This window comes from Ruminococcus sp. MCC718, assembly GCF_018783905.1.
In the GTDB taxonomy this organism is placed as follows: domain Bacteria; phylum Bacillota; class Clostridia; order Lachnospirales; family Lachnospiraceae; genus Hominisplanchenecus; species Hominisplanchenecus faecis.
The window spans coordinates 1-23101 of record NZ_WQNP01000164.1 but is presented as its reverse complement, the minus strand read 5'-3'; the positions used below and the strand labels follow the sequence as shown (position 1 = coordinate 23101).

Here is a 23101-nt window from a genome sequence, read left to right as displayed (position 1 = left end):
GAGATCAGCCGTTTCCACAGTGATTTTAAAGTCGTGGCAAATTTCTTTGTTCAAAAAAGAAAGCATAAGGATTATATCCCGGATGATCCAACGGAAATCAGGCATATAGATGAAGTACTGAAATTGCTCCGGGTAATGACCGGGGATGAACGCTACCAGGCAATATTTCAGAAAGAGAGAGGAGTGCATAGTATGTGTGATGTGGCGGAAAGACTCGAAAAAATGGGAATGGAAAAGGGAATAGAAAAGGGAATAGAAAAGGGAATGGAACAGGGAGTGAAACAAGGAAGAAAGTTAGGCAGAAATGAGGGAATCCACGAAGAAAAAGTCCGTGTATACAAAAAACTTCTTGAAAAAGGATTTTCGAAACAAGAAGCACAGGAGATAACTGAATTGCCGCAATTTCTGGAAAATTGACCGAGCCTTTTAAAGCGAGAGATGCTTCTTGTCCGAAGGGCAAGAAGATGGGTCTTAGAAAAACCTATATGTAAAACAGAATGCCATGATGATGCGAAAACAATCTTCGTCAAAGTGATTTGTTTTCGCATCATCATGGCTGTATTATTTTTTGTCTCTGTACTATCTTGTACCTTGCTACGAGTTTTATTTTCGTAGCAAGGTACTTATAGTGTTCATTTGTCGGGCAACTCATAAAATAAATACAACATAAGCAATAAGAATAACAATGAAAATTAGATGAGGATATCATAAAAACAAAAAAATATATTTTCAACTGCTGGTTGAATTGACGCTTTTCTACTACAATGATACAATAAATACAATAATTTGTAGAAAAACACGAAAAAAAGGAGAAAAAAGCTAAAACATGTATGCAAAATTGAGAATAGAACTCGACTCTTCTCAGATTTCATATCAGCAGTCTTCAAATTTGCAGGGCGTATTGATGGAGCAGATTGACACAGACTATGCACAGGAACTGCATCAATATAGTCTGAATCCATACAGCCAGTATGTCGTGAAGGAAAAGGATAAGACTGTCTGGTATATTTGCACCGTAAACGAAGAGGCTTATGAAAATATCATTCTGCCGCTGGAAGAGTTGAAACAGATCACGATTCGCAGAAAAGCGATTACCACAAACGTTGTGGGCCGGAGCATCGAGATACTGGAAGAAAGTGAGCTGATGAAACAATTTTATGAGGAAAGCTGTGATCGCTATCTGAATTTGCAGTTCTGCACACCGACGGCATTTAAACGTGACGGAAAATATGTGAATTATCCGGATCTGCGTCTGGTATATGGAAGTCTGATGCGAAAATACAGTGCTGCATCAGAAGAACTGGATATGTACGATGAAGAGACACTGGAAGAGCTTGTAAGGAACAGTGAGATCATTCGATATCGTCTCCAGACCATGCCTTTTCCACTGGAAAAAGTTCAGATCAATGGATTTGTGGGGAATGTCTGTATCAAGATAAAAGGAACAGAGACGATGGCAAATTATATCAGGCTGTTATGTCGTTTTGGAGAATATTCCGGTGTGGGAATCAAAACCAGTATGGGAATGGGAGCAATGCAGCTGCACAGGAGGGAGAAACATGGTTGATGAAAAAGTAAGACTGATCATGGGAAGTCTGTTGCATGATACAGGAAAAGTGATTTACCGTCAGGGAGATGACAGGCGTAATCACAGTATTTCCGGGTATGATTATCTGAAAGAGGAAACAAATCTTACAGATTCGGAGATTTTGGACTGCGTCCGCTATCATCATGCATCGCTTTTGAAACGGGCAGTTGGTTTAAAAGAAAACAGTCTGGCGTATATTGTATATCTGGCTGATAATATTGCGGCATTTTCCGACCGGCGGAAAAAAGATGAAAGCGAAGATCGAGGTTTTGAACGTTCGCTTCCGCTGCAGAGTGTATTCAATATTTTGAATGGAAATCATCAGGAAAAATATTATCATCCGGGTAATATGGATCCGAAAAATGGAATCAATGATCCAGGGGATGAAAAGATTCCGTTTTCGGAGTCTTTTTATACAACGGTAAAAGTCCAGATTACCGAAAATCTGAAAGGGATGGATTGGAACAGTGAATATTTAAATTCGCTTCTGACAGTTCTGGAAGCCAATCTTTCTTATGTTCCATCTTCGACGTCAAAAGAAGAACTGGCAGATATTTCGCTGTTTGATCATGTAAAACTGACGGCAGCAATCGCAAGCTGCATCTATGACTATCTGAATGAAAATCATCTGAATTATAAAGAGACGTTATTTTCAAAAGAAACAGAATTTTACGAAACAGAAGCATTTCTATTCTGTTCTTTAGATATTTCCGGTATCCAGAAATTTATTTATACCATTGCTTCAAAAAATGCATTGAGAACTTTAAGAGCCAGATCTTTTTATCTGGAAATCATGATGGAGCACATTATAGATACACTTCTTGAGAGACTGGAGTTGTCAAGAGCAAATCTGATTTATTCGGGAGGTGGACATTGTTATTTGCTTCTTGCCAATACACAAAAAACACGAGAAGTGTTAAACACATTTCAAAAGGAATTACAGTCCTGGTTTTTAAAATATTTTCGTACAGAACTTTTTGTGGCATTTGGTTACAGCGTATGCAGCGGCAATACATTTCGAAACGTTCCGGAAGGAAGCTATGCAAATATGTTCCGGCAGGCTTCTGCAGGCATATCGAAAGCAAAATTACATCGTTATACAGCGGAAGAAATCATTGCATTAAATCAGTATCGTGCAGATGACTACACAAGAGAATGTAAAGTCTGCAAGAGAATCGGCCAGGTGGATGAGAAAGGTGTGTGCCCGCTTTGTCGCAAGATAGAAGCACTTTCCAAAAATGTTTTATACGATACATTTTTCTCAATCGTACTGGAAGGAGAGCAGGAAGGGCTGCCTCTTCCGGGGGGATACAGGATGGTAACGGATGATGAAAAATCATTGAAAAAGAGAATGGAAGAGGATATTTATTATGTGAGAACATATGCAAAAAATGCAATGTATACGGGGAAACATATTGCGACAAAGCTGTGGGTTGGTGATTATACGACCGGGGATACCTTTGAAGCGTTTGCAGAGCAGGCAGAAGGAATCAAAAGAATCGCAGTTATGCGTGCAGATGTAGACAATTTGGGGCAGGCATTTGTTTCTGGATTTTCTCAGGGGAAAAGTACATTGTCAAGAACAGCGACACTTTCCAGACAGCTGTCTGTATTTTTCAAATATTATATAAGATGTATTTTAGAAAATGGAGAATATAGTATACAGGGAGAAGATTCAAAACGAAAACGCAAAGTGACGATTGTTTATTCCGGCGGAGACGATGTTTTTCTTGTCGGTTCTTGGAATGATGTGATCGAAGCAGCAATAGATCTTTCAGAAAAGTTCAAACGCTATACACAGGGAACATTGAGTATTTCAGCAGGTATTGGAATCTACGAGTGCAGTTATCCGATAGCTGCAATTGCCGAAGAGACTGGGCGAATGGAGGAAGAGTCAAAGAAAAGTCCAAATAAGAAATCTATTACGTTAATGGAAGACGGAGAGGATCATAAAGTAGATGAACTGGATAAACCATTAAGTGACGGAACTTATGAATGGGATGAATTCAAAAATGAAGTTCTGGAACAGAAGTACAGGGCAGTACAGGAATTTTTCCGGAATGTAGATGAACGAGGTATGTCATTTCTTTACCGCATGTTGGAACTGATCCGGAATCAGGATCAAAATCTGAAACAGGACAAGAAAAATAAAATTGAATTTGCGAGATTCCTTTATCTGCTCTCAAGACTGGAGCCGAAAGAAGAGGGAACTCAGAAAGAGCAATATCGCAGATTTGCTGAAAAAATGTACCGATGGATACAATCAGAAAAAGATTGCAGACAGTTAAAGACAGCATTAAATCTGTATGCATATATGCACCGGGAGAGAGGAGAAAATTATGCGGATAAATGAAAACAATTATGTGGATAAAGCAGAGAAAGTGATAAAAGAGCTGGCAGAAGAATCAAAACAGAGAAACAGAGGAAGAGTAGATATGGTTACGACTTCCAAACTCCGAAACCTTCTGGCGATGACAGCAGATATTTATAATCAAGTGCTTACCTGGCAGTCGGAAACATTAAGTGATGAGCTGAACGGAAGAATCGAATATCTGCGGATTCGTTTTGTCTATGAATGCGGACGCGATGACAGTAAGAGAAAAGTAAGAAATTTTGTAGAGAAATCAGAGGTTCTGGAGATTCTGAAAGAGATTAAAAAGAGCAAAAAGAATTATCTGCTCTTCAGCAGATACATGGAAGCACTGGTTGCATTTCATAAATATTATGGCGGAAAAGAACAATAGGAGGAAATTGTTATGTATGCAAAAATTAAGATTTTTGGAGACCTTTATGTAAAAACAGGAATGCATATCGGAGGCAGCAGTGCTTTTGCAGCGATTGGAGCCGTAGATTCACCGGTTATCAGAGATACGAGAAGCAGTTTGCCGATGATTCCGGGAAGTTCCTTAAAAGGAAAAATGCGAACTCTGCTGGCAAAAGAATTTAACGGTCAAGTGGTAGAGCCGGAAAATGATCATGAAAGAATTGCCAGACTGTTTGGAAGTTCAAAGAAAGAGAAAGTCAGAAGAAGTCGTCTGTTGTTTGCAGATATGGTTCTGGCAAATGAAGGAGAACTGCGAAAAGCCGGACTTCAGAGTATGACAGAAGTGAAATTTGAAAATTCCATTTCAAGAGCCACAGCCATTGCAAATCCAAGACAGATAGAACGTACGGTAGCAGGTTCGGTCTTTGAGCTGGATTTGATCTATGAGCTGGAGAAGGAAGAGGAATTTATAGAAGATATGGAAACGCTTGCAGAAGGAATGAAACTTTTGCAGTATGATTATCTTGGCGGCAGTGGTTCTCGTGGGTATGGCAAAGTTGAATTTCAAAATATAGAAGCAGAAGCAGTGGTCGGTGATGTGGACGAAGCTTTGATGGAACAATGTAACCGGATTTTGGCAGAGGCAACACAGAGATAAGAGGGAGAGCACGTGAATTATACATTATATCAGCTGGAATTTCAAAACGGAGTACGGTTTGGCAGCGGCAACCTGGACAGTACGGAAATTACATTTCATGCAGATACGTTCTTCGCGGCATTGTTTCAGGAAGCATTGAAATTTGGCAAAGAAAAAGAATTTCTTTCGCGTATCGAAGAAGGAAAGTTTCTGTTTTCTGATGCATTTCCTTACATGGGAAAATGCTTTTATATTCCAAAACCTGTCATACATATAGAACCGAAAGCAGATCAGGAGCAGGGAAATTCAAGAAAAAAGAAACTTTTCAAAAATTTGAAATATATTCCACAGGAAAATCTGGAAATCTTTTTCAAAGGAGATTTTGAAGAAAAACACATGGGCAGCCTGAAAGAATTGGGAAGTTACGCAATGAAAACAGCCGTTGCAGTTCGGGGAAAAGAAGAACCAGAACCGTATCGAGTCAGTACTTTTTGTTTTAAAGATGGAAATGGTCTGTATCTGATTCTTGCTTATAAGGGCAAAGAAGACAAAGAGTTTTTTGAAGAATTGCTTGAGAGCCTTTCGTATACCGGAATTGGTGGAAAAAGAAGTGCCGGATTTGGAAGATTTGAAGCGCTGGAAGGGAAAATGCCGGAAAGTCTGAGAAAGAAACTGACGGATACAGGAAAAATGAGTATCCTGTTGTCTACGGCACTTCCGCAAAAACAACAATTGGAAAAAGTTTTAGAAGAGGCAACCTACACTCTGATCCGAAGAGGCGGATTTATTGATTCACAGAATTTAAAAGACGGACCGAAAAGAAAAAAAGATATATATGTTTTTGCTCCGGGTTCCTGTTTTAAAACAACTTTTTCAGGTCAGGTTGAGGAAGAAGAAACTGGAGGAGAACATTCTGTTTTTCGCTATGAAAAAGCACTCTTCCTGGGGGTGAATTTATGAGATCAGTATTAAAAACCTGTCAGCTGGAATTAAAAGTAAAAGGACCTGTTTTTGTGGGAAGCGGTTATGAAATTCAGAAAAAAGAATATATTCTGCAGGGACATAAGGCAGGTGTGGTAAATCCGCAGAAACTTTTTATGCTTGCAAAAAAGAAACATCTGGAGGCGGAGCTGGAACGCTTCATGGTAAAAGATACAAGAGAAGATCTGAAACACTGGGCGATGCGAAACCGCATTTCAACGGATGAGATGCAAAGATGCATGGCGTATACTTTAAATGCCGGGGATATGCAGTTAGAAAAAGGAAAAATGCAGATCATGGCATGCATGAAAAATCCGTATGGACAGCCGTATATTCCAGGCAGTTCGATCAAAGGGATGCTGAGAACCATTTTGCTGTGCGATGAAATTATGCAGAATCCGGAAAAATACAGAAGACACGCACAGCAGATCAAACAAGATCTCCGGCAGCAGGGAATAAGACGAGACAGAGTACTTGCAGGAAACATCAAAAGTATAGAAGAAGAAACTTTCCATATCCTTGAAAGATCAGAAAAACAAAGAGATGCAGTAAATGACTGTATGGCAGGCATCATAGTAAGTGACAGTGAACCACTTTCCACAGAAGATTTGATCTTATGTCAGAAATGGGAGAAACACGTAGATGGAAACAACAAAACCATCAATCTTCTGCGAGAATGCCTGAAACCGGGCAAAATTATACGCTGCACGCTTACAGTTGACGAAAGTTTGTGGAAGAGAACAGGAAAAGAATTCCGGGCAGAGGATATTATGGAAGCAGTACAGCGTTTTTCAGAACGGTATCAGGAAGCATTTTTGAGCAAATTTGCAGGTAATCATACAATTTCAGATCGTAGCGTTTTTTTAGGCGGCGGCAGTGGATTTGTATCAAAAACTATGATATACTCATTATTTGAAGGCAGAGAAGCAGTTGCGGTTACAAAAGATATTTTTGAGAAAACAAAGGTTCCAAGAGAACACAAGCATGAAAAAGATTTGCTATACGGTGTCTCACCGCATATTCTCAAATGTACTCGTTATCAGGGAAAAGAATACATGATGGGACAGTGTGAGATGACGTTGCATCCAAAAGAATCATAGAATCCAAAAGAATCAAAGAAGCAGAAATCCGGGAGTTTTGCAGGCGTTTCCCACGCACCGCATAAACACTGGGAAAATCTGCAGAAATTCATTCCAAAGAAAGCTATATTTCCAGAAAAAACAATTTGCCACGCAAAACGGCAAATACCCCCAGAAAACAAGCGGGGTCCAAGAGATGGTATTAAGAAATATAGCTCCCCGAGAGGGGACGGAAACCCAGCATTTAATCTCTTGAAAAGCTCTTTTGACTCATTAAGAAATATAGCTCCCCGAGAGGGGACGGAAACGAGAACAACCTTGTTTTCTTTATTATAGGGTTGTTCTATTAAGAAATATAGCTCCCCGAGAGGGGACGGAAACAAGCTGCCAGAACCTCTTCATTGATGGTAGTATTTAACATTAAGAAATATAGCTCCCCGAGAGGGGACGGAAACATAATGCGTAACTATCTCCGGCTGTCTCAAGTACTTATTAAGAAATATAGCTCCCCGAGAGGGGACGGAAACCTATTTTTCCATTTTTTCATTAGCTTTTTCGCTCTATCATTAAGAAATATAGCTCCCCGAGAGGGGACGGAAACACATTGACAAGTGAATAATGAAATGTTAGACAGATTAAGAAATATAGCTCCCCGAGAGGGGACGGAAACACCATATCAGATAAATCTTGGTTTGTCATCGCATCACCATTAAGAAATATAGCTCCCCGAGAGGGGACGGAAACACTTTTCAACCGCTCTTGCAACGTCTCGGATGATTCCTATTAAGAAATATAGCTCCCCGAGAGGGGACGGAAACATGATCGATGGAAAAAGATCACAAACCTTTTCGCTATTAAGAAATATAGCTCCCCGAGAGGGGACGGAAACACTGTATTTTCCCAGCCACCAGAATGTGAATGCTATTAAGAAATATAGCTCCCCGAGAGGGGACGGAAATACTTTTACATCTCTATACTGATAATATGTATCCATATTAAGAAATATAGCACCCCGTCAGGGGACGGATAGGGATTTCTTCTATCTCCAACTATTGGCATTGTTTAATTAAATTCTCCGTCAGGGGGCAATTTGCAAAGGGGGATTTTTATGAGTTTGTTGTATGTAAATGAAAATGGTGCAACGATTGGTGTGGAAGCAAATAAGTGCGTGGTTCAATATCGAGATGGCATGAAAAAAATGATTCCGATTGAATCACTGGAAGGTATCACGATCATGGGACAGTCGCATCTGACAACAAAGTGTGCGGAGGAATGTATGTGCAGAGGAATCTCTGTCGCATATTTTTCAAAGGGCGGTAAGTATTTTGGACGACTGATGTCCACGGATCATATCAATGTTCAAAGGCAGAGAAAACAAAGTGCTTTGTATGATACAGATTTTGCGATGAAACTGGGACAGAAGATTTTGAGTGCAAAGGTGAAAAATCAAAGCGTTGTTTTGCATCGCTATGAAAAAAGCCGTGAGCTTTTGCTGGATGAAGAACAGAAAATGATGCGGATATGCAAAGAGAAAATTTTAAATTGCTCAAGAATTGAAGAGATGATTGGATTTGAAGGACAGGCAGCGAAATATTATTTTCAGGGCTTATCCAAATGTATTGAACAGAACTTTCGCTTCCGGGGGAGAAGCCGCAGACCGCCCAAAGATGAATTTAATTCCATGATCAGTCTTGGTTATTCACTTTTGATGAATGAAGTTTACTGTAAGATAGAAATGAAAGGATTGAATCCTTATTTTGGCTTTATTCATCGAGATGCAGAAAAGCATCCTACGCTGGCAAGTGATTTAATGGAAGAATGGCGTGCAGTGATCGTGGATGCAACAGTCATGAGTATGATCAATGGACATGAAATATCAAAAGATCAGTTTTATTTTGATATGGATGAACCTGGATGTTATATTACCAGAGACGGACTGAAAAGTTATCTGAACAAACTGGAACGAAAATTTCAGACAGAAATCCGCTATTTGAAATACACAGATTATGCAGTCAGTTTTCGAAGGGCAATTTTACTGCAGATGGAACGCCTGACAAAGGCGATTGAGGAAGGAGATGCAGATTTGTATGAACCGGTTATCATTCGATGATGAAGACTATTATTTTCAGATAAACGAAGCATTAGAAGACGATAAACAATTTGTACTGATCATATACGATATCGTTGACAATAAGAAACGAATCAAATTTTCAAAAATGCTGGAAGGTTATGGAAAACGGGTGCAGAAATCTGCTTTTGAGGCGATGCTTTCATCCAAAAGTTACAATAAATTAATGGAAGAAATTCCAAAATATGTTAGTGTAAGAAGTACAGAAGACAGCGTGAGAATTTACCGCATCACCGGAAAAGGTAAAGTGATCTCCTGGGGCGATACACCGGAACCGGAAGAGGATGTTATTTTGATATAAAAACACGAAAGGAAGAAAAATGAGCAGAACTTATTTATTTTCACCGATTGGAAACACCGATCCTGTGAAGTATTTTTATGATGGATCTATGTTACATATTTGCCGGTATTATAAGCCGGATGTTGTTTATTTGTATTTATCGAAAGAAATGATGGAATATCATAGGACAGATAATCGTTATGTCAGAAGTATTGAATTGTTGGGAAAAAAATTGAACCACACATTTGAGGTACATATCATAGAAAATGATCAGATGGTGAACGTGCAGCAATATGATGTATTTTACAAAGAGTTCAGAAGCATCATCAGCGATATCGAAAAAGAAAAAGGGGAAGATGACAGACTTCTGGTTAATATGGCATCCGGAACGCCTGCCATGAAAAGTGCACTTCTGATCATGGCAACGCTGGCAGAATATCGATTTTTACCAATTCAGGTTTCTACGCCACAGAAAAAAAGCAATATTGAGCACGAAGAACGACAGGAATATGATGTCGAGACAAACTGGGAACTTAATCAGGATAATACAGAGAATGCGGAAAATCGTTGTCAGGAAGTAAAGTGTATGAATCTGATGCGGCTGCTGAAACTGGATATTATTAAAAAACATATATTGTCTTATAATTACAAGGCAGCTCTTGAAGTGGCAAAAGATATAAAACAGGATCTGAGTATATTTGCTTATAAATGGCTGGAAACGGCAGAGGCAAGATCAGTTCTTGATTGGAAACGAATGAACAGTGTTCTGCCAGAAGCAAATGGAATATTAAAAGCTGTTCATGAAGAAGATAAAAAGAAAGTGCTTTTTGAGTATACACTTATTCTTGATCTAAAAGTAAAACGTGGAGAATATGCAGATTTTTTAAGGGCGATTACACCTCTTAGCGTGGACTTGCTGGAAATGGTTTTAGCAGAGTTTTGTGATATTGACATTACAAAATATTATCAGGGACAAAATGTTCGAAAATGGGACGAGCAGAGACTGAATGGAACAGAAATACTACAACTTGAAAATAAGCAATATAGGCAATTTCATTATGGTGTAGTTTATGCAAAGCACCTGAATACGATTGTTCAAGCGAAATGTAAAAATAAACTTCTGATGAAGAGAGTTAATGAACTGCTAAAAGTAGAAGATAAAGTTCGAAATATTGCAGCACATAGTATTGTTTCTGTTACACAGGAATGGGTAAAAGACAGAACAGGAAAAACAGTAGATGAAACCATGTGGATTATAAAATACATTTGTGAATGTGTGAAAATCAATACAAGAAAAGAAAACTGGGCTTCGTATGATCTGATGAATGAGCAGATATTAAAAGCATTGGAAGAGTGATCAGATATATAAAAACACTTAACATTCAAGTCGAACGCATGTGAGACTTGGCACGCGATTCTGGTCAGCTTTGCTGACATTTACCCAACAGAATCGCTGTGCATCCTCGCGGAGCGTTTATCTTAGTCGGAGATTGCACTCCCACTAAGACAAATTTGTTGCTCGCCACTTATGGAAGTTGGAATCTTCTCCGACTAAGATAAAAGACAGAGAAAACGTAGATAATATGTTTTCTCTGTCTTTTGTGTATTCTTATTTTTTATGAAATTACAGTATACTTCCGATCATATGTACCGCAAATGCTGCAAGCCACGCGATCACACACTGCCATACAACCACTCCGATTGCCCATCTTTGTCCAAGTTCACGTTTGATGGATGCAATTGCAGCCACGCAAGGGGTGTAGAGCAGGCTGAATACAAGAAGTGATGCGGCCGACAGGGTGGAAAGTGCAGTGTTGACGTTTCCGGCAAAAAGAATTTCCAGTGTGGATACAACACTTTCCTTTGCCATAAATCCGCTGATCAGTGAGGTACAGATCCGCCAGTCGCCAAGTCCGAGAGGCTGAAACAGCGGTGCGATCATTCCCGCAATTGTGGCAAGGATGCTGTTCTGTGAATCCGTTACCATGTTCAGATGCAGATCAAAGCTCTGCAGGAACCAGACAACGACAGTAGCGACCAGGATTACGGAGAATGCTCTCTGCAGAAAGTCTTTGGCTTTTTCCCATAAAAGCTGACTTACATTTTTAAAGCCCGGAAGTCGATAATTCGGAAGTTCCATGACAAACGGAACAGCTTCGCCTTTAAATAAAGTGCCTTTATAAAACAGGGCGATCAGGATACCCATCACAATGCCAAGAATATAAAGTCCTGCCATGATCAGCCCGCCGCGTCCCGGGAAGAATGCATTTACAAAAAATGCATAGATTGGAAGTTTGGCACTGCAGCTCATAAACGGAGTCAAAAGAATGGTCATTTTCCGGTCACGTTCACTTGGAAGTGTTCTGGTGGACATGACAGCCGGAACGGTACAGCCAAATCCAATCAGCATCGGTACAATGCTTCTGCCGGACAGACCGATCTTTCTGAGCAGTTTGTCCATAAAGAAAGCAACGCGGGCAATGTATCCGCTGTCTTCCATTAAAGAAAGAAAGAAGAACAGGGTTACGATAACCGGCAGGAAACTTAAAACAGAGCCGACGCCGGAAAAGATTCCGTCAATCACAAGTCCGTGAATGGCCGGATTGACATTTGCGGCAGTCAGTACATGATCGGTTACTTTTGTCAGTGCATCGATGCCGAGTGCAAGAAGATCCTGAAGACATGCACCGATCACGTTGAAAGTCAGGTAAAAAACAGCGACCATGATTCCGACAAAACATGGGATGGCAGTATATTTTCCAGTAAGGATACGGTCAATCTTCTGGCTGCGGATATGTTCCTTGCTTTCTTTTGGCTTAACAACGGTTTGACGGCATACTTTTTCAATGAAAGAGAAACGCATATCAGCAATGGCAGCATTGCGGTCAAGACCGCGTTCTTTTTCCAACTGCAGCACGATATGTTCCAGCATTTCTTTTTCGTTCTGGTCAAGGGCAAGCTGCTCCAGGATCAGAGAGTCTCCTTCGATGGCTTTGCTTGCTGCAAAACGTACCGGAAGTTTTGCACGCCTGGCGTGATCTTCAATCAGATGGATCACAGCGTGGATGCAGCGATGAACGGCACCATCATAGTCATTCTCATCACAGAAATCCTGTCTGGTCGGGCGTTCCTGATATTTTGCAATATGAAGGGCATGGCGGACAAGCTCATCCACACCTTCATTTTTTGCAGCGGAGATCGGGATGACCGGTACACCGAGTAAAGCCTCCATGCCATTGATATCGATTGAACCGGAATTTCCGGTCACTTCATCCATCATATTCAAAGCGACAACCATCGGGATATTCATTTCAAGCAGCTGCATCGTCAGGTACAGATTTCGTTCAATATTGGTAGCATCCACAATATTAATGATCGCCTTTGGCATTTCATTTAAAACAAAATTCCGTGAAACAATTTCTTCACTGCTGTATGGAGACATGGAATAAATGCCCGGAAGGTCTGTGACCAGTGTCTCGGGATGACCTTTGATCGCACCGTCCTTCCGGTCAACCGTTACGCCCGGAAAATTGCCGACATGCTGATTGGAGCCGGTCAGCTGATTAAAGAGTGTTGTTTTTCCACAGTTCTGGTTTCCGACCAGAGCATAAGTCAGTACCGTGCCGTCCGGAAGCGGATGCTCACTGCTTTTTTCATGATATTTGCCGCCCTCGCCAAGCCCCGGATGTTCCCGCTTGAAATGTTTCTTTTCCGGAAGTTGATGTTCTCTTTTCTCAGAAATTTTTTCAACCTGGATCTTCTCGGCATCTGCAAGACGCAGTGTCAGTTCATAGCCATGGATTTTCAGCTCCATCGGATCACCCATCGGAGCCATTTTCTGGACCGTGACCTCTGCACCGGGGATCATGCCCATATCAAGAAAGTGCTGACGAAGAGCACCTTCGCCGCCAAGCTGTGTGACAACAGCACTTTCGCCTATCTTTAGTTCTCTAAGTGTCATATGTCCTCCTTGAATTGGTAAAGCGGACATTCACAATCCGCTTCTCTACGTTCAAAATTCGTAATTATATATGATTCTTAAAATTGAGAAATATTCTCACCAAATGTATCATACCGCACTTATCTGCAAAAGAAAAGTGATAATTGTTTCTCGACAACAGAAAATTATATCAGAAGTGGGAGTCTTCTCGACTGAGATAAACATTGACAAGGGAGGAAAACAATGCCATAATACCGCATGAGATAGTATTTGCAGGCAAAGCTATACTCGTACTGAATGAAAAAAATCAAACATTACAATGTAGATCCCGGGGACAGGGAAAATCAAAAAACAGAGCTTATATTTAAAACGATTAAAGTAAGACTTTGAAAACAGGGAAATGAAGCAGCATTTTCAGGGTCACTTTATGCCTTGAAGGTGCTTTTTTAGTTGGATTGAAAGAGTCAACTGACTTGATTTTTCTGTGAGCATGGAAAGGAATTAGAAATGACAGTAGAAATGTTAAAAGGTAAAATTCACCGGGCGACCGTTATTCAGGCGGAGCTGGATTATGTGGGAAGTATTACCGTGGACGAAGAACTTCTGGAAGCAGCAGGAATTTTAGAATATGAAAAAGTGCAGATCGTGGATGTGAACAATGGAAGCCGGTTTGAAACGTATACAATCTGCGGGGAACGCGGAAGTGGCATGATCTGTTTAAATGGTGCAGCAGCACGCTGTGTCAGCACTGGAGATAAAATTATTATCATGGCTTATGGACAGTATGATCCGGAAGAGGCGAAGAACCATAAACCATCCGTTGTGTTCGTAGATGAGAAAAACAAGATCAGCAGAATTTCATGTTACGAAAAACATGGACAGTTGGGGTGATATCAGTATTGATCTGAACCAGACCTGTATTCGTGACAGGATTCTGTTTTGTATATGATATAGCATGATTTTTGAAGTTCAGTTCAGAGACTATCTCGTAATCTATAAAAAGAGGAGAGAAACAAAATGCAGGTAACAAAAACAGTCGAGGAAACAAGAAAGCAGATAAAACAATGGAAAAAAGAAGGAAAGACCATCGGCCTGGTGCCGACTATGGGATTTCTTCATGAAGGACATGCAAGTCTGATCCGTAAATGCAGAGAACAGAACGATATTGTTGTGGTTTCTGATTTTGTAAATCCGACGCAGTTCGGCCCAAATGAAGATTTAGAGGCATATCCGAGAGATTTCGAAAGAGACAGTAAGCTTTGCGAAAGCCTTGGAGCAGATTTGATCTTTGCACCGTCTCCGGAAGATATGTATCATGATCCACATGCTTTCGTAAGTATTGATACCTTATCAGAAACACTTTGCGGAAAAACAAGACCGATTCATTTTAAAGGCGTGTGTACCGTTGTCACAAAATTATTCCATATCGTAGCACCGGATCGTGCTTATTTTGGGGAAAAAGATGCACAGCAGCTTGCAATCATCCGTAAAATGGTAAAAGATCTGAATTTTGATATTGAGATTGTCGGATGTCCGATCGTCCGTGAAGAAGACGGACTGGCAAAATCATCCAGAAACACTTACTTAAATGATAAAGAGAGACAAGCGGCACTTTGCCTTTCAAGAGCAGTAAAGACCGGAAAAGAAGTGATTTACACAGGAGCAGATGCAAAAGAAGTGCTGAATCCGATGAAAGCGATCATTGAGGCAGAACCGCTGGCACGTATTGATTATGTTATGATGGTAGATGCACTTACGATGCAGCCGATAGAAAAAGCAGACCGTGATGTGCTGGTAGCGATGGCAGTCTATATCGGAAAAACAAGACTGATCGACAACTTCAGCTATGGTGTGTAGCCTATGAAAAATATCATGCATAAAATCGGAAAAATCAGTTCCTTTTTGACCAAATACATCGGTGTGATCATCATTGCATTTTCCGTGCTTGCTTTTTTCTGGCGGGACGGTTTTGCGTGGACGACTAAATACACTTCGGTATTTCTTGGAGTGGCGATGTTCGGAATGGGGCTCACGATCCGGATGGAAGACTTCAAGGTTGTATTTTCAAGACCAAAAGAAGTACTGATCGGATTTGTGTCGCAGTATACGATCATGCCGCTGATCGCCTGGATCCTCTGTATGATTTTAAAACTTCCGACGGAACTGGCACTTGGTGTGATCCTGGTCGGCTGCTGTCCCGGCGGAACAGCGAGCAATGTGATCACGTATATTGCAGGGGGTGATGTGGCACTTTCTGTTGGTATGACGATCGCTTCCACTTTGATCGCTCCGCTGATGACACCGCTTCTGGTTTATATTCTGGCAGGAACCTGGGTGGAAGTGTCTTTCTGGGCAATGGTGATCTCAGTGGTAAAAGTAATCCTGATCCCGGTACTTCTTGGAATTTTGATCCGGACACTCTTTGGAAAGCAAATTGAAAAAATTTCAGAAGTGCTGCCGCTGATCTCCGTTGTATCGATCGTGATGATCATTTCCGGAATTGTAGCCATCAATGCAGAAAAAATTGTAAGCTGCGGTGTGCTTGTACTGATTGTTGTGGCGATCCACAATCTGTGCGGGATGGGACTTGGCCTTCTGGCAGCAAAAATATTTCATATTGAATATTCCAAGGCAACAGCAATCGCAATTGAAGTCGGAATGCAGAACAGCGGACTTGCCGTTTCCCTTGCGACTGCAAATTTTGCGACAAGCCCGCTGGCAACACTTCCGGGAGCAATCTTCAGTGTCTGGCACAATATTTCCGGTTCTGTTTTTGCGGGAATCCGAAGAAAAGGGCTGACACCAGGACACCAGGCTGGACAAATCCAAGACGTTCACAGAGATGACGTGCATGGATGTTGGAAATAACGCCATCTTCAACGACCTCATTCCAGATCTCGATCATGGAAGTGAGGTCGTTTTTTTGTGTACTTCTGTCTTGTGATATCTATTGCATATTTGCTCATAAGAATGCACAGACCGACAATCAGACAAAAAATAAAGTTAAGAATATGCAAAAAAACCGAAAAGTCTTTTGAGACCTTTCGGTTTTCATAACAGGGGATGAGAGAATCGAACTCCCGCTAAAAGTTTTGGAGACTTCTGTCATACCATTTGACCAATCCCCTGTATTGTGTCCGTGACACGTCCTATATATTAGCAAATATTTCTGAAGTTGTCAATGACTTTTTTGAAAGAACAGTAAATATTTTTGTATAACAATTCAGAACGGTGCAGATTTCAGTCTCGGTATATAGAAATTTGTTCTAAAAGTACTTTTATCCGGCATGACGTGGAGTGCGATTCTTATAATAAATGTATTTCAGACCTTTTAAGAGCAGCTCGTCATCAAGAATGACATGTTCCAGACAGTGCGGAACGATGAACCGTGCAAGCCCTCCGGTAGCGACTACCGTTGCTTTTTCACCAAGTTCACGGTTGATACGCTGGATCATTCCATCCAGACAGGAAGCATTTCCATAGATCATACCGCTCTTCATGCAGTCGATGGTGTTGGTTCCGATCAGGCGGCGGGGTTCTTCCACACCGATACGCGGCAGCTGTGAAGTGCGGCTGGTCAGAGAGTCGGTAGAAACACGGATTCCCGGAAGAATCATGCCGCCGATATAATTTTTCTTATTGTCGATCACAGAGATCGTGGTCGCTGTGCCAAGGTCGATCAGGATCAGCGGAACCGGATATTCACTGATGCCGGCCACCGCATTGACAACCAGGTCACTTCCGAGTGTTTTCGGATTATCCATCAGAATATTCAGACCGGTTTTTACACCGGGACCGACGATCAGCACTTCAGCATCGGTAATTTTATGGATCGAATCACGGATCACATTGGTGATCGGCGGGACAACAGAAGAAATGATGGCACCTTCGATTTCCTTTGCATCGATCTGATAAATTTCCAGAACATTTTTAAAGCTGATAGCATATTCCAGAGTTGTATGTGTTGTATTGGTGGAAAGGCGTTCAGTGAAGAGAACTTCATCCCCACGGATACAGCCGACCACAATGTTTGTATTTCCGATATCAATTGCAAGAATCAAAATATCCTCCATTCTGCGAAGGCACAGAGCGTATGTATTCAAATCGAACGCACGGAAGCTGTGCCTGCGATTTAGTTAGCAGAAGCGTTTGAAAGATTAGGAACAACCTTCAGCAGTGCTTTTGTGATGACAGTGACAAGGATTGCGGCAGCAATCGCTTCCGGGATGCCGGATGCAGTGACCGTACCCATGATCAGGCCGAACACCGCGGTGCGTGCCACATCTTTGGCAGCGGCATACTGTCCGGCAAAGAGCAGATAAATACTGCCCATAACAAATATCGTATTTACCATCGAACCGACAAAACCAGTAATGATAAGGGAAAGATAAGAATTCGCTTTCAGTTTTCGAAATAAGATCCAGAGCCATCCGGAGATCACGCCGATCATAATGCGGCATCCAACCGAGATCCAGATCGCTTTTACCACGCCAACAAGACCGGTTGTACTCAGAAACGGAGAAAAAGCAAACGAAAGAAGTGTTGGAGCGGTTGTATTGCTGATCAGGGAACAGATGCCGAAAATCGCTCCCAGGATCGCACCGGCGGATGGACCCAAAAGAATCGCACCGATGATAACCGGGATGTGTACAGTTGTCGCCTTAATAATCGGAAGCTGGATCATTCCAAGCGGTGTGTTAGCCAGAAGAATGACGATCGCTGCCATAAGTGCAACACTGACCAGGTATCGAGTGTCTTTTTTCATAGTAAAAATCCTCCTGAAAAATATGGATATAAGTAGCCGGGCAAAGGAAAACAGGAACTGTTTTGTGTCCATTTGCTCCTTGGCTCATAAACATCAGTATCATAGCATAGCAAATTTTAAATGACAAGGGAAACAGTGTAATTTTTCCAGGCAGGCTGACAATACATAAAAAGTATGTTATGATAAACAAAAAAAGTTTTATCATTGCATAAATAATTTAGAAAAGAACGTGAGGTTTTGTGATGTTAAAGGGAAAAACGGTAATACTTGGGATAACAGGAAGTATTGCAGCATATAAAATGGCAAATGTGGCAAGTATGTTAAAGAAACTGCATTGTAATGTGGAAGTGATCATGACAAAGAATGCAGTCAATTTTATCAATCCGATCACTTTTGAGACGCTCACCGGAAATAAATGTCTGATTGATACGTTTGACCGGAATTTTCAGTTTCAGGTAGAGCACATTTCACTGGCAAAGAGAGCAGATCTTCTCATGGTCGCACCGGCAAGTGCCAATATAATAGGAAAGCTTGCAAACGGGATCGCAGATGACATGCTGACAACGACGGCACTTGCATGCACTTGTCAGAAGATCATTGCACCGGCGATGAACACCAATATGTACCTCAATCCGATCGTGCAGGACAATATGAAACGTCTTCAGAACTATGGTTTTGAGATGGTGGAGGCGGCGAGCGGACATCTTGCCTGTGGTGATTCCGGAATCGGCAAACTTCCGGAAGAAAAGCTTCTGGTTGAACATATTGTGAGAAGCATTGCACGTGAAAAGGATATGAAAGGGATGAAAGTTCTGGTCAGTGCCGGAGCTACGATGGAAGCGATCGATCCGGTTCGCTATATCACAAATCATTCAACAGGAAAAATGGGATTTGCCCTGGCGAAAGCTGCGATGCTGCGTGGAGCTTCCGTGACGGTCGTAAAAGGGCACACCGAGGCAGAGGAGCCGCATTTTGTAAAGATGGTTCCGGTAAAAAGTGCACAGCAGATGTTTGAAGCAGTCAAAGAAGAGGCTGCGGATGCAGATATTGTGATTATGGCTGCAGCAGTAGCAGATTATCGTCCGAGTGAAGTTTATGATCAGAAAGTCAAAAAATCCGATGGCGAGATGAGCATTGCACTTACCCGCACACAGGACATTTTAAAATATCTTGGGGAAAACAGAACCGCAAAAACATTTTTATGTGGATTTTCCATGGAAACGGAACACGTTGTGGAAAATTCAAAGAAAAAGCTGGAACAGAAAAAACTGGATATGATCGTCGCAAATAATTTAAAAACAGCAGGAGCCGGATTTGGCACAGATACCAACGTGATCACGATCATCACAAAAGACAGTGAGCAGGCATTTGACCTGATGAGCAAGGCACAGGCAGCAGACTGTATTCTGGATGCCATCTGTGAGCAAAAAAATCAGAATCCTCTTTTGGCAGAAGCTATGGAGTGCAGACTGCACAGCAATTCTGTCAGGTAAATGTCAGCAAAGCTGACCGGAATCGCGTGTCAGGTCTCACATGCGTTCGATTTAAATATTACGATCAAATAGAAAAAGAGGGAATCAGAATGAAAGAATATGAAACAGTCTGGGAAATTTTTAATGAATGTGCAAACAATCAGATGCGGGATGTCTTTATCGATGAGATCTACACAGATGATCCGGAAAAGTTTGTGCTGGATAAATTCAAGGGAAAAGAAGTAAGCTATGAAAAAAGTGTTCTTCCGGATGGGAGCATTGTGTTTGACATTATGACTTCCGGGATTCGACAGAGATATACGTTTACGGAGATTTGAAAGTCTATCCATTTAGAAATAATTTCGTGGATCTGTGCAGATGGTAAAGGTACGAAACATTCACTATGGTTTTGGATAGCAGGTTGTAATCCTTGAAAAAATGCGTTATAGTTAACTGATAATTCCATTGAGAAGCGATTCTCCATGGTTTTTTGTATGATGACTGTAAAAACAGTTACGATAAGGATAAATTTGTGTGAGGAGGTTTGAAAATGGCTGAGAAACAATGCAGCAGCAGCGGCTGTACCAAAGAAAGCTGCGAGGGATGTCCATCTAAAAATAAACCAACAAGTTTTCAGGTGGCTTCCAATGAATATACAAAGGTGAAACATGTGATCGGCGTTGTCAGCGGAAAAGGCGGCGTCGGTAAATCTATGGTAACGGCATCTCTGGCGAACCTGATGGCAGAAAAGGGCTATCGTGTCGGTATTCTGGATGCAGATATCACAGGACCGTCCATTCCGAAAATGTATGGACTGCACGGACCGGCTCAGGCGGACGATAATGGTATTTATCCGCCGCTGGCAGAAAATGATATCAAAGTTATGTCTATCAATCTGCTGGTGCCGGATGAAGAAGCACCGGTTATCTGGAGAGGACCGGTTATTTCCGGTATGGTTAAACAGTTCTGGACAGATGTGATCTGGGGAGAACTGGACTATCTGTTCGTGGACATGCCACCGGGAACCGGAGATGTACCTCTGACCGTATTTCAGTCGCTGCCGCTGGATGGTATCGTGATCGTATCCTCACCGCAGGATCTTGTTCAGATGATCGTAAAGAAAGCATACCATATGGCAAAAAGCATGAATGTGCCGATCCTTGGTATTGTGGAAAACTACAGCTATCTGGTATGTCCGGACTGCGGAAAGAAGATTTCTGTATTCGGTGAAAGCCATATCGAAGAAATTGCAGGCAAAATGGATCTTAAGGTACTTGGAAAGATGCCGATCGATCCGTCCCTGGCAGAACTTTCTGATAAAGGTGATTTTGCAAAAGCAGAAAACAAATATCTAACGGATGCATTTGAAGTACTGCATCAGCTGGATCGTGTAAAAAAAGAAGAGGCATAGCGTTCATCGATCTATTCAAATCTGCAATTTGCCGGAGGCTATATCAGATGAGAGACATCTCACATCATATTCGCATATCGTGGGACTATCATCCCACTTTTATGTCTACGCTCCGCTTCGGTCGGAGCGAGTCCCAAGGTCTTTCACCCACCTATGAGTAAGCTCATATGGTTTTAGACCTTTTGACCACTGGCATCATCATATTATAAAAGCAGCAAATGTATAAGAAATTTCTTATGCATTTGCTGCTTTTTGATTTTGTAAAATTTATTCTTATTAAACGTTTGCAGGTGCACAGGTTTTGTAAATGTTCTTCTTGGAGTTTTTTGACAAAAACCAGAAAGTATGTTCGGATTTCCGGCACTTTACACTTGCATTTTGCAGAAAGCTATGCTATAATACGAACAAATATTCGAGAACGTAGGTTCGAGAAAGGGCGGAAGATGGTAATACAGGAAAACCTTGGGATTTTTGATAAACTGAAAATTTTAAGTGATGCAGCGAAGTATGATGTGGCCTGCACATCAAGCGGGACCAAACGAAAGGGCAGCGGCACAGGAATCGGGAATTGTGTGGAAGCCGGTATCTGTCATAGCTTTTCGGCGGATGGCAGATGTATTTCTCTTTTGAAAATTCTGCTGACCAACGAGTGTGTCTATGACTGCAAGTACTGTATCAACCGATGCAGTAACGATGTGCCGCGTGCCACATTTACGCCGGAAGAGGTCTGTCAGCTGACGATCGAGTTTTACCGGCGCAATTATATAGAAGGATTATTTTTAAGTTCCGGTGTACTGCAAAATCCAAACTACACGATGGAGCTTCTTTATCAGACACTCTGTCTGCTTCGTACGAAGTACCATTTTGAAGGATATATCCATGTAAAAGCGATTCCGGGGGCTTCGCCGGTTCTGATTGAAAAGACCGGTTATCTGGCGGACAGGATGAGTGTCAATCTGGAGCTTCCGACAGCGGAAGGACTGAAAAAGCTGGCACCGCATAAGAGCCGCAGGACGATCCTTGCACCGATGCGGCAGATCCAGACCATGCGGCAGGAAAATCAGTATGATCTGACGGTATATCGCCGGAGTTCGCGGTTTGTGCCGGCAGGACAGAGTACGCAGATGATCATCGGTGCGACTCCGGAGAATGATCTGCAGATCATTTCGGTTGCCGAGTCTCTCTATCAGAAGTTTCAGATCAAGAGAGTCTTTTATTCGGCGTTTGTTCAGGTAAATGAAGATGCAGCACTTCCGACACTGCCCGGTGGTCCTCCTCTTTTACGGGAGCACAGACTTTATCAGGCGGACTGGCTGATGCGGTTTTATGGATTTGAGGCAGGTGAGCTTCTCTCAGAAAAGCGTCCGAATTTCAATGTATTCTTAGATCCGAAGTGTGACTGGGCGATCGGTCATCTGGAGCAGTTTCCGGTGGAAGTTACCACCGCGGATTACCATACCCTTCTGCGTGTCCCGGGGATCGGAGTCAAGTCCGCAAAGCGGATCGTCCAGGCGAGAAGATACGGAAGTCTTTCTTTTGAAGGCCTGAAAAAGATGGGGGTTGTTTTAAAGAGAGCAATCTATTTTATCACCTGCAGCGGCAGGATGTACTATCCGGTCAAGCTGGAAGAGGATGCGATCGTCCGTAATCTGCTTGCTGGAGAGAAGCAGGATGCCCGTATGGAAGTGCCGAAATATCATCAGATGTCGCTTTTTGATGATACTATGCCATTTGCGGATCTGCCAAATATGAGGTGACTTACACTTCGTCAGAGACGTATTACAGGAGTACAAAACAGAGAATTATTTACAGGACATTTTTTAAGCAAATCAAGTAAGTTCCCTGCTTCAATTGCGAAAAGTAATAAGCAGTGTGTGGACTTGCTGGTATTAGGAGGAATTTATAAGTAACTAAATATATTGCTTAATATGGTTAAATATGTTTAAATATACCTATGGAGGTATTATTATGAACATGTCAAATATCACGAATTATAAACCAAAAGATTTTGCTGAATTAATAGGTGTTTCTGTGAAAACATTACAGCGTTGGGACA

19 protein-coding genes, 1 tRNA gene, 2 pseudogenes and 1 CRISPR repeat array are annotated in these 23101 nt (G+C 41.7%); of the genes and pseudogenes, 18 read left to right on the top strand and 4 right to left on the bottom strand.

The window, feature by feature from the left end; genetic code table 11:
* The 10 genes and pseudogenes from GPK60_RS13070 to GPK60_RS13025 form a co-directional block, all read left to right on the top strand.
* Positions 1-417, top strand: a pseudogene (locus GPK60_RS13070) (hypothetical protein); the annotation flags it as partial.
* 409 nt (positions 418-826) lie between these two features.
* A complete protein-coding gene (gene cas6 / locus GPK60_RS13065; protein WP_173887326.1) occupies positions 827-1567 on the top strand; it encodes a CRISPR-associated endoribonuclease Cas6 in 741 nt (246 codons plus the stop codon).
* Complete coding sequence (gene cas10, locus GPK60_RS13060; protein ID WP_215660602.1) at positions 1560-3941, top strand: type III-A CRISPR-associated protein Cas10/Csm1; 2382 nt, start codon at positions 1560-1562, stop codon at positions 3939-3941. Before cas6 ends, cas10 begins: the two co-directional genes overlap by 8 nt.
* A complete protein-coding gene (gene csm2, locus GPK60_RS13055) occupies positions 3928-4332 on the top strand; it encodes a type III-A CRISPR-associated protein Csm2 (RefSeq protein ID WP_173866839.1) in 405 nt (134 codons plus the stop codon). The genes cas10 and csm2 overlap by 14 nt, the downstream gene beginning before the upstream one ends.
* Before the next feature lie 12 nt (positions 4333-4344).
* Positions 4345-5010, top strand: coding sequence for a type III-A CRISPR-associated RAMP protein Csm3 (csm3, locus tag GPK60_RS13050; RefSeq protein WP_215660599.1), 666 nt, complete (start codon positions 4345-4347; stop codon positions 5008-5010).
* A gap of 12 nt (positions 5011-5022) precedes the next feature.
* Positions 5023-5949, top strand: a complete 927-nt coding sequence (csm4, locus tag GPK60_RS13045) for a type III-A CRISPR-associated RAMP protein Csm4 (protein WP_215660596.1) — start codon at positions 5023-5025, stop codon at positions 5947-5949.
* Positions 5946-7070 (top strand): type III-A CRISPR-associated RAMP protein Csm5, encoded by a 1125-nt coding sequence (gene csm5, locus GPK60_RS13040; protein ID WP_215660593.1) that lies wholly within the window; start codon positions 5946-5948, stop codon positions 7068-7070. Before csm4 ends, csm5 begins: the two co-directional genes overlap by 4 nt.
* Positions 7071-7250: 180 nt before the next feature.
* Positions 7251-8079: a CRISPR direct-repeat array (repeat unit 36 nt; unit sequence ATTAAGAAATATAGCTCCCCGAGAGGGGACGGAAAC).
* A 78-nt stretch (positions 8080-8157) separates the two neighbouring features.
* Positions 8158-9159 carry a CRISPR-associated endonuclease Cas1 gene (gene cas1 / locus GPK60_RS13035; protein WP_215660591.1) on the top strand — a complete coding sequence of 334 codons (1002 nt, stop codon included), beginning with the start codon at positions 8158-8160 and terminating at the stop codon, positions 9157-9159.
* Positions 9137-9478 (top strand): CRISPR-associated endonuclease Cas2, encoded by a 342-nt coding sequence (gene cas2 / locus GPK60_RS13030; RefSeq protein WP_173897922.1) that lies wholly within the window; start codon positions 9137-9139, stop codon positions 9476-9478. Before cas1 ends, cas2 begins: the two co-directional genes overlap by 23 nt.
* Before the next feature lie 19 nt (positions 9479-9497).
* A complete protein-coding gene (locus tag GPK60_RS13025) occupies positions 9498-10814 on the top strand; it encodes a CRISPR-associated protein Csm6 (protein ID WP_215660589.1) in 1317 nt (438 codons plus the stop codon).
* Between the two features lie 267 nt (positions 10815-11081).
* Here GPK60_RS13025 and feoB read toward each other — a convergent pair whose 3' ends face one another.
* Positions 11082-13418: a ferrous iron transport protein B gene (feoB, locus tag GPK60_RS13020; RefSeq protein ID WP_215660587.1), complete on the bottom strand. Its 2337-nt coding sequence runs from the start codon at positions 13416-13418 to the stop codon at positions 11082-11084.
* A gap of 486 nt (positions 13419-13904) precedes the next feature.
* On the opposite strand from feoB, the gene panD reads away from it, so the two are divergent.
* The 3 genes from panD to GPK60_RS13005 all read left to right on the top strand — a co-directional run bounded on the left by panD (position 13905) and on the right by GPK60_RS13005 (position 16265).
* On the top strand, positions 13905-14288 hold the full coding sequence (panD, locus tag GPK60_RS13015) for an aspartate 1-decarboxylase (protein ID WP_147632300.1): 384 nt from the start codon (positions 13905-13907) through the stop codon (positions 14286-14288).
* Positions 14289-14414: 126 nt separating this feature from the next.
* Positions 14415-15254, top strand: a complete 840-nt coding sequence (gene panC / locus GPK60_RS13010; protein ID WP_022119874.1) for a pantoate--beta-alanine ligase — start codon at positions 14415-14417, stop codon at positions 15252-15254.
* Between the two features lie 3 nt (positions 15255-15257).
* Positions 15258-16265, top strand: coding sequence for a bile acid:sodium symporter family protein (locus GPK60_RS13005; RefSeq protein ID WP_022119875.1), 1008 nt, complete (start codon positions 15258-15260; stop codon positions 16263-16265).
* A 189-nt stretch (positions 16266-16454) separates the two neighbouring features.
* Here GPK60_RS13005 and GPK60_RS13000 read toward each other — a convergent pair.
* The 3 genes from GPK60_RS13000 to GPK60_RS12990 form a co-directional block, all read right to left on the bottom strand.
* A tRNA-Trp gene (locus GPK60_RS13000) sits at positions 16455-16525 on the bottom strand.
* 150 nt (positions 16526-16675) lie between these two features.
* On the bottom strand, positions 16676-17458 hold the full coding sequence (locus GPK60_RS12995) for a type III pantothenate kinase (protein ID WP_022119876.1): 783 nt from the start codon (positions 17456-17458) through the stop codon (positions 16676-16678).
* Positions 17459-17529: 71 nt separating this feature from the next.
* Positions 17530-18162 carry an ECF transporter S component gene (locus tag GPK60_RS12990; RefSeq protein ID WP_022119877.1) on the bottom strand — a complete coding sequence of 211 codons (633 nt, stop codon included), beginning with the start codon at positions 18160-18162 and terminating at the stop codon, positions 17530-17532.
* Positions 18163-18404: 242 nt separating this feature from the next.
* Between GPK60_RS12990 and coaBC the strand changes: the two genes are divergently transcribed.
* The 5 genes and pseudogenes from coaBC to GPK60_RS12965 all read left to right on the top strand — a co-directional run.
* The gene (coaBC, locus tag GPK60_RS12985; RefSeq protein WP_215660586.1) at positions 18405-19655 is read left to right on the top strand and encodes a bifunctional phosphopantothenoylcysteine decarboxylase/phosphopantothenate--cysteine ligase CoaBC; all 1251 of its coding nucleotides are present in this window, start codon (positions 18405-18407) and stop codon (positions 19653-19655) included.
* 89 nt (positions 19656-19744) lie between these two features.
* On the top strand, positions 19745-19972 hold the full coding sequence (locus GPK60_RS12980; RefSeq protein ID WP_215660584.1) for a hypothetical protein: 228 nt from the start codon (positions 19745-19747) through the stop codon (positions 19970-19972).
* 212 nt (positions 19973-20184) lie between these two features.
* Positions 20185-21045, top strand: coding sequence for an Mrp/NBP35 family ATP-binding protein (locus GPK60_RS12975; RefSeq protein ID WP_215660582.1), 861 nt, complete (start codon positions 20185-20187; stop codon positions 21043-21045).
* Between the two features lie 443 nt (positions 21046-21488).
* Complete coding sequence (locus GPK60_RS12970; protein WP_215660580.1) at positions 21489-22802, top strand: putative DNA modification/repair radical SAM protein; 1314 nt, start codon at positions 21489-21491, stop codon at positions 22800-22802.
* A 226-nt stretch (positions 22803-23028) separates the two neighbouring features.
* A pseudogene (locus tag GPK60_RS12965) lies at positions 23029-23101 on the top strand (IS607 family transposase); the annotation flags it as partial.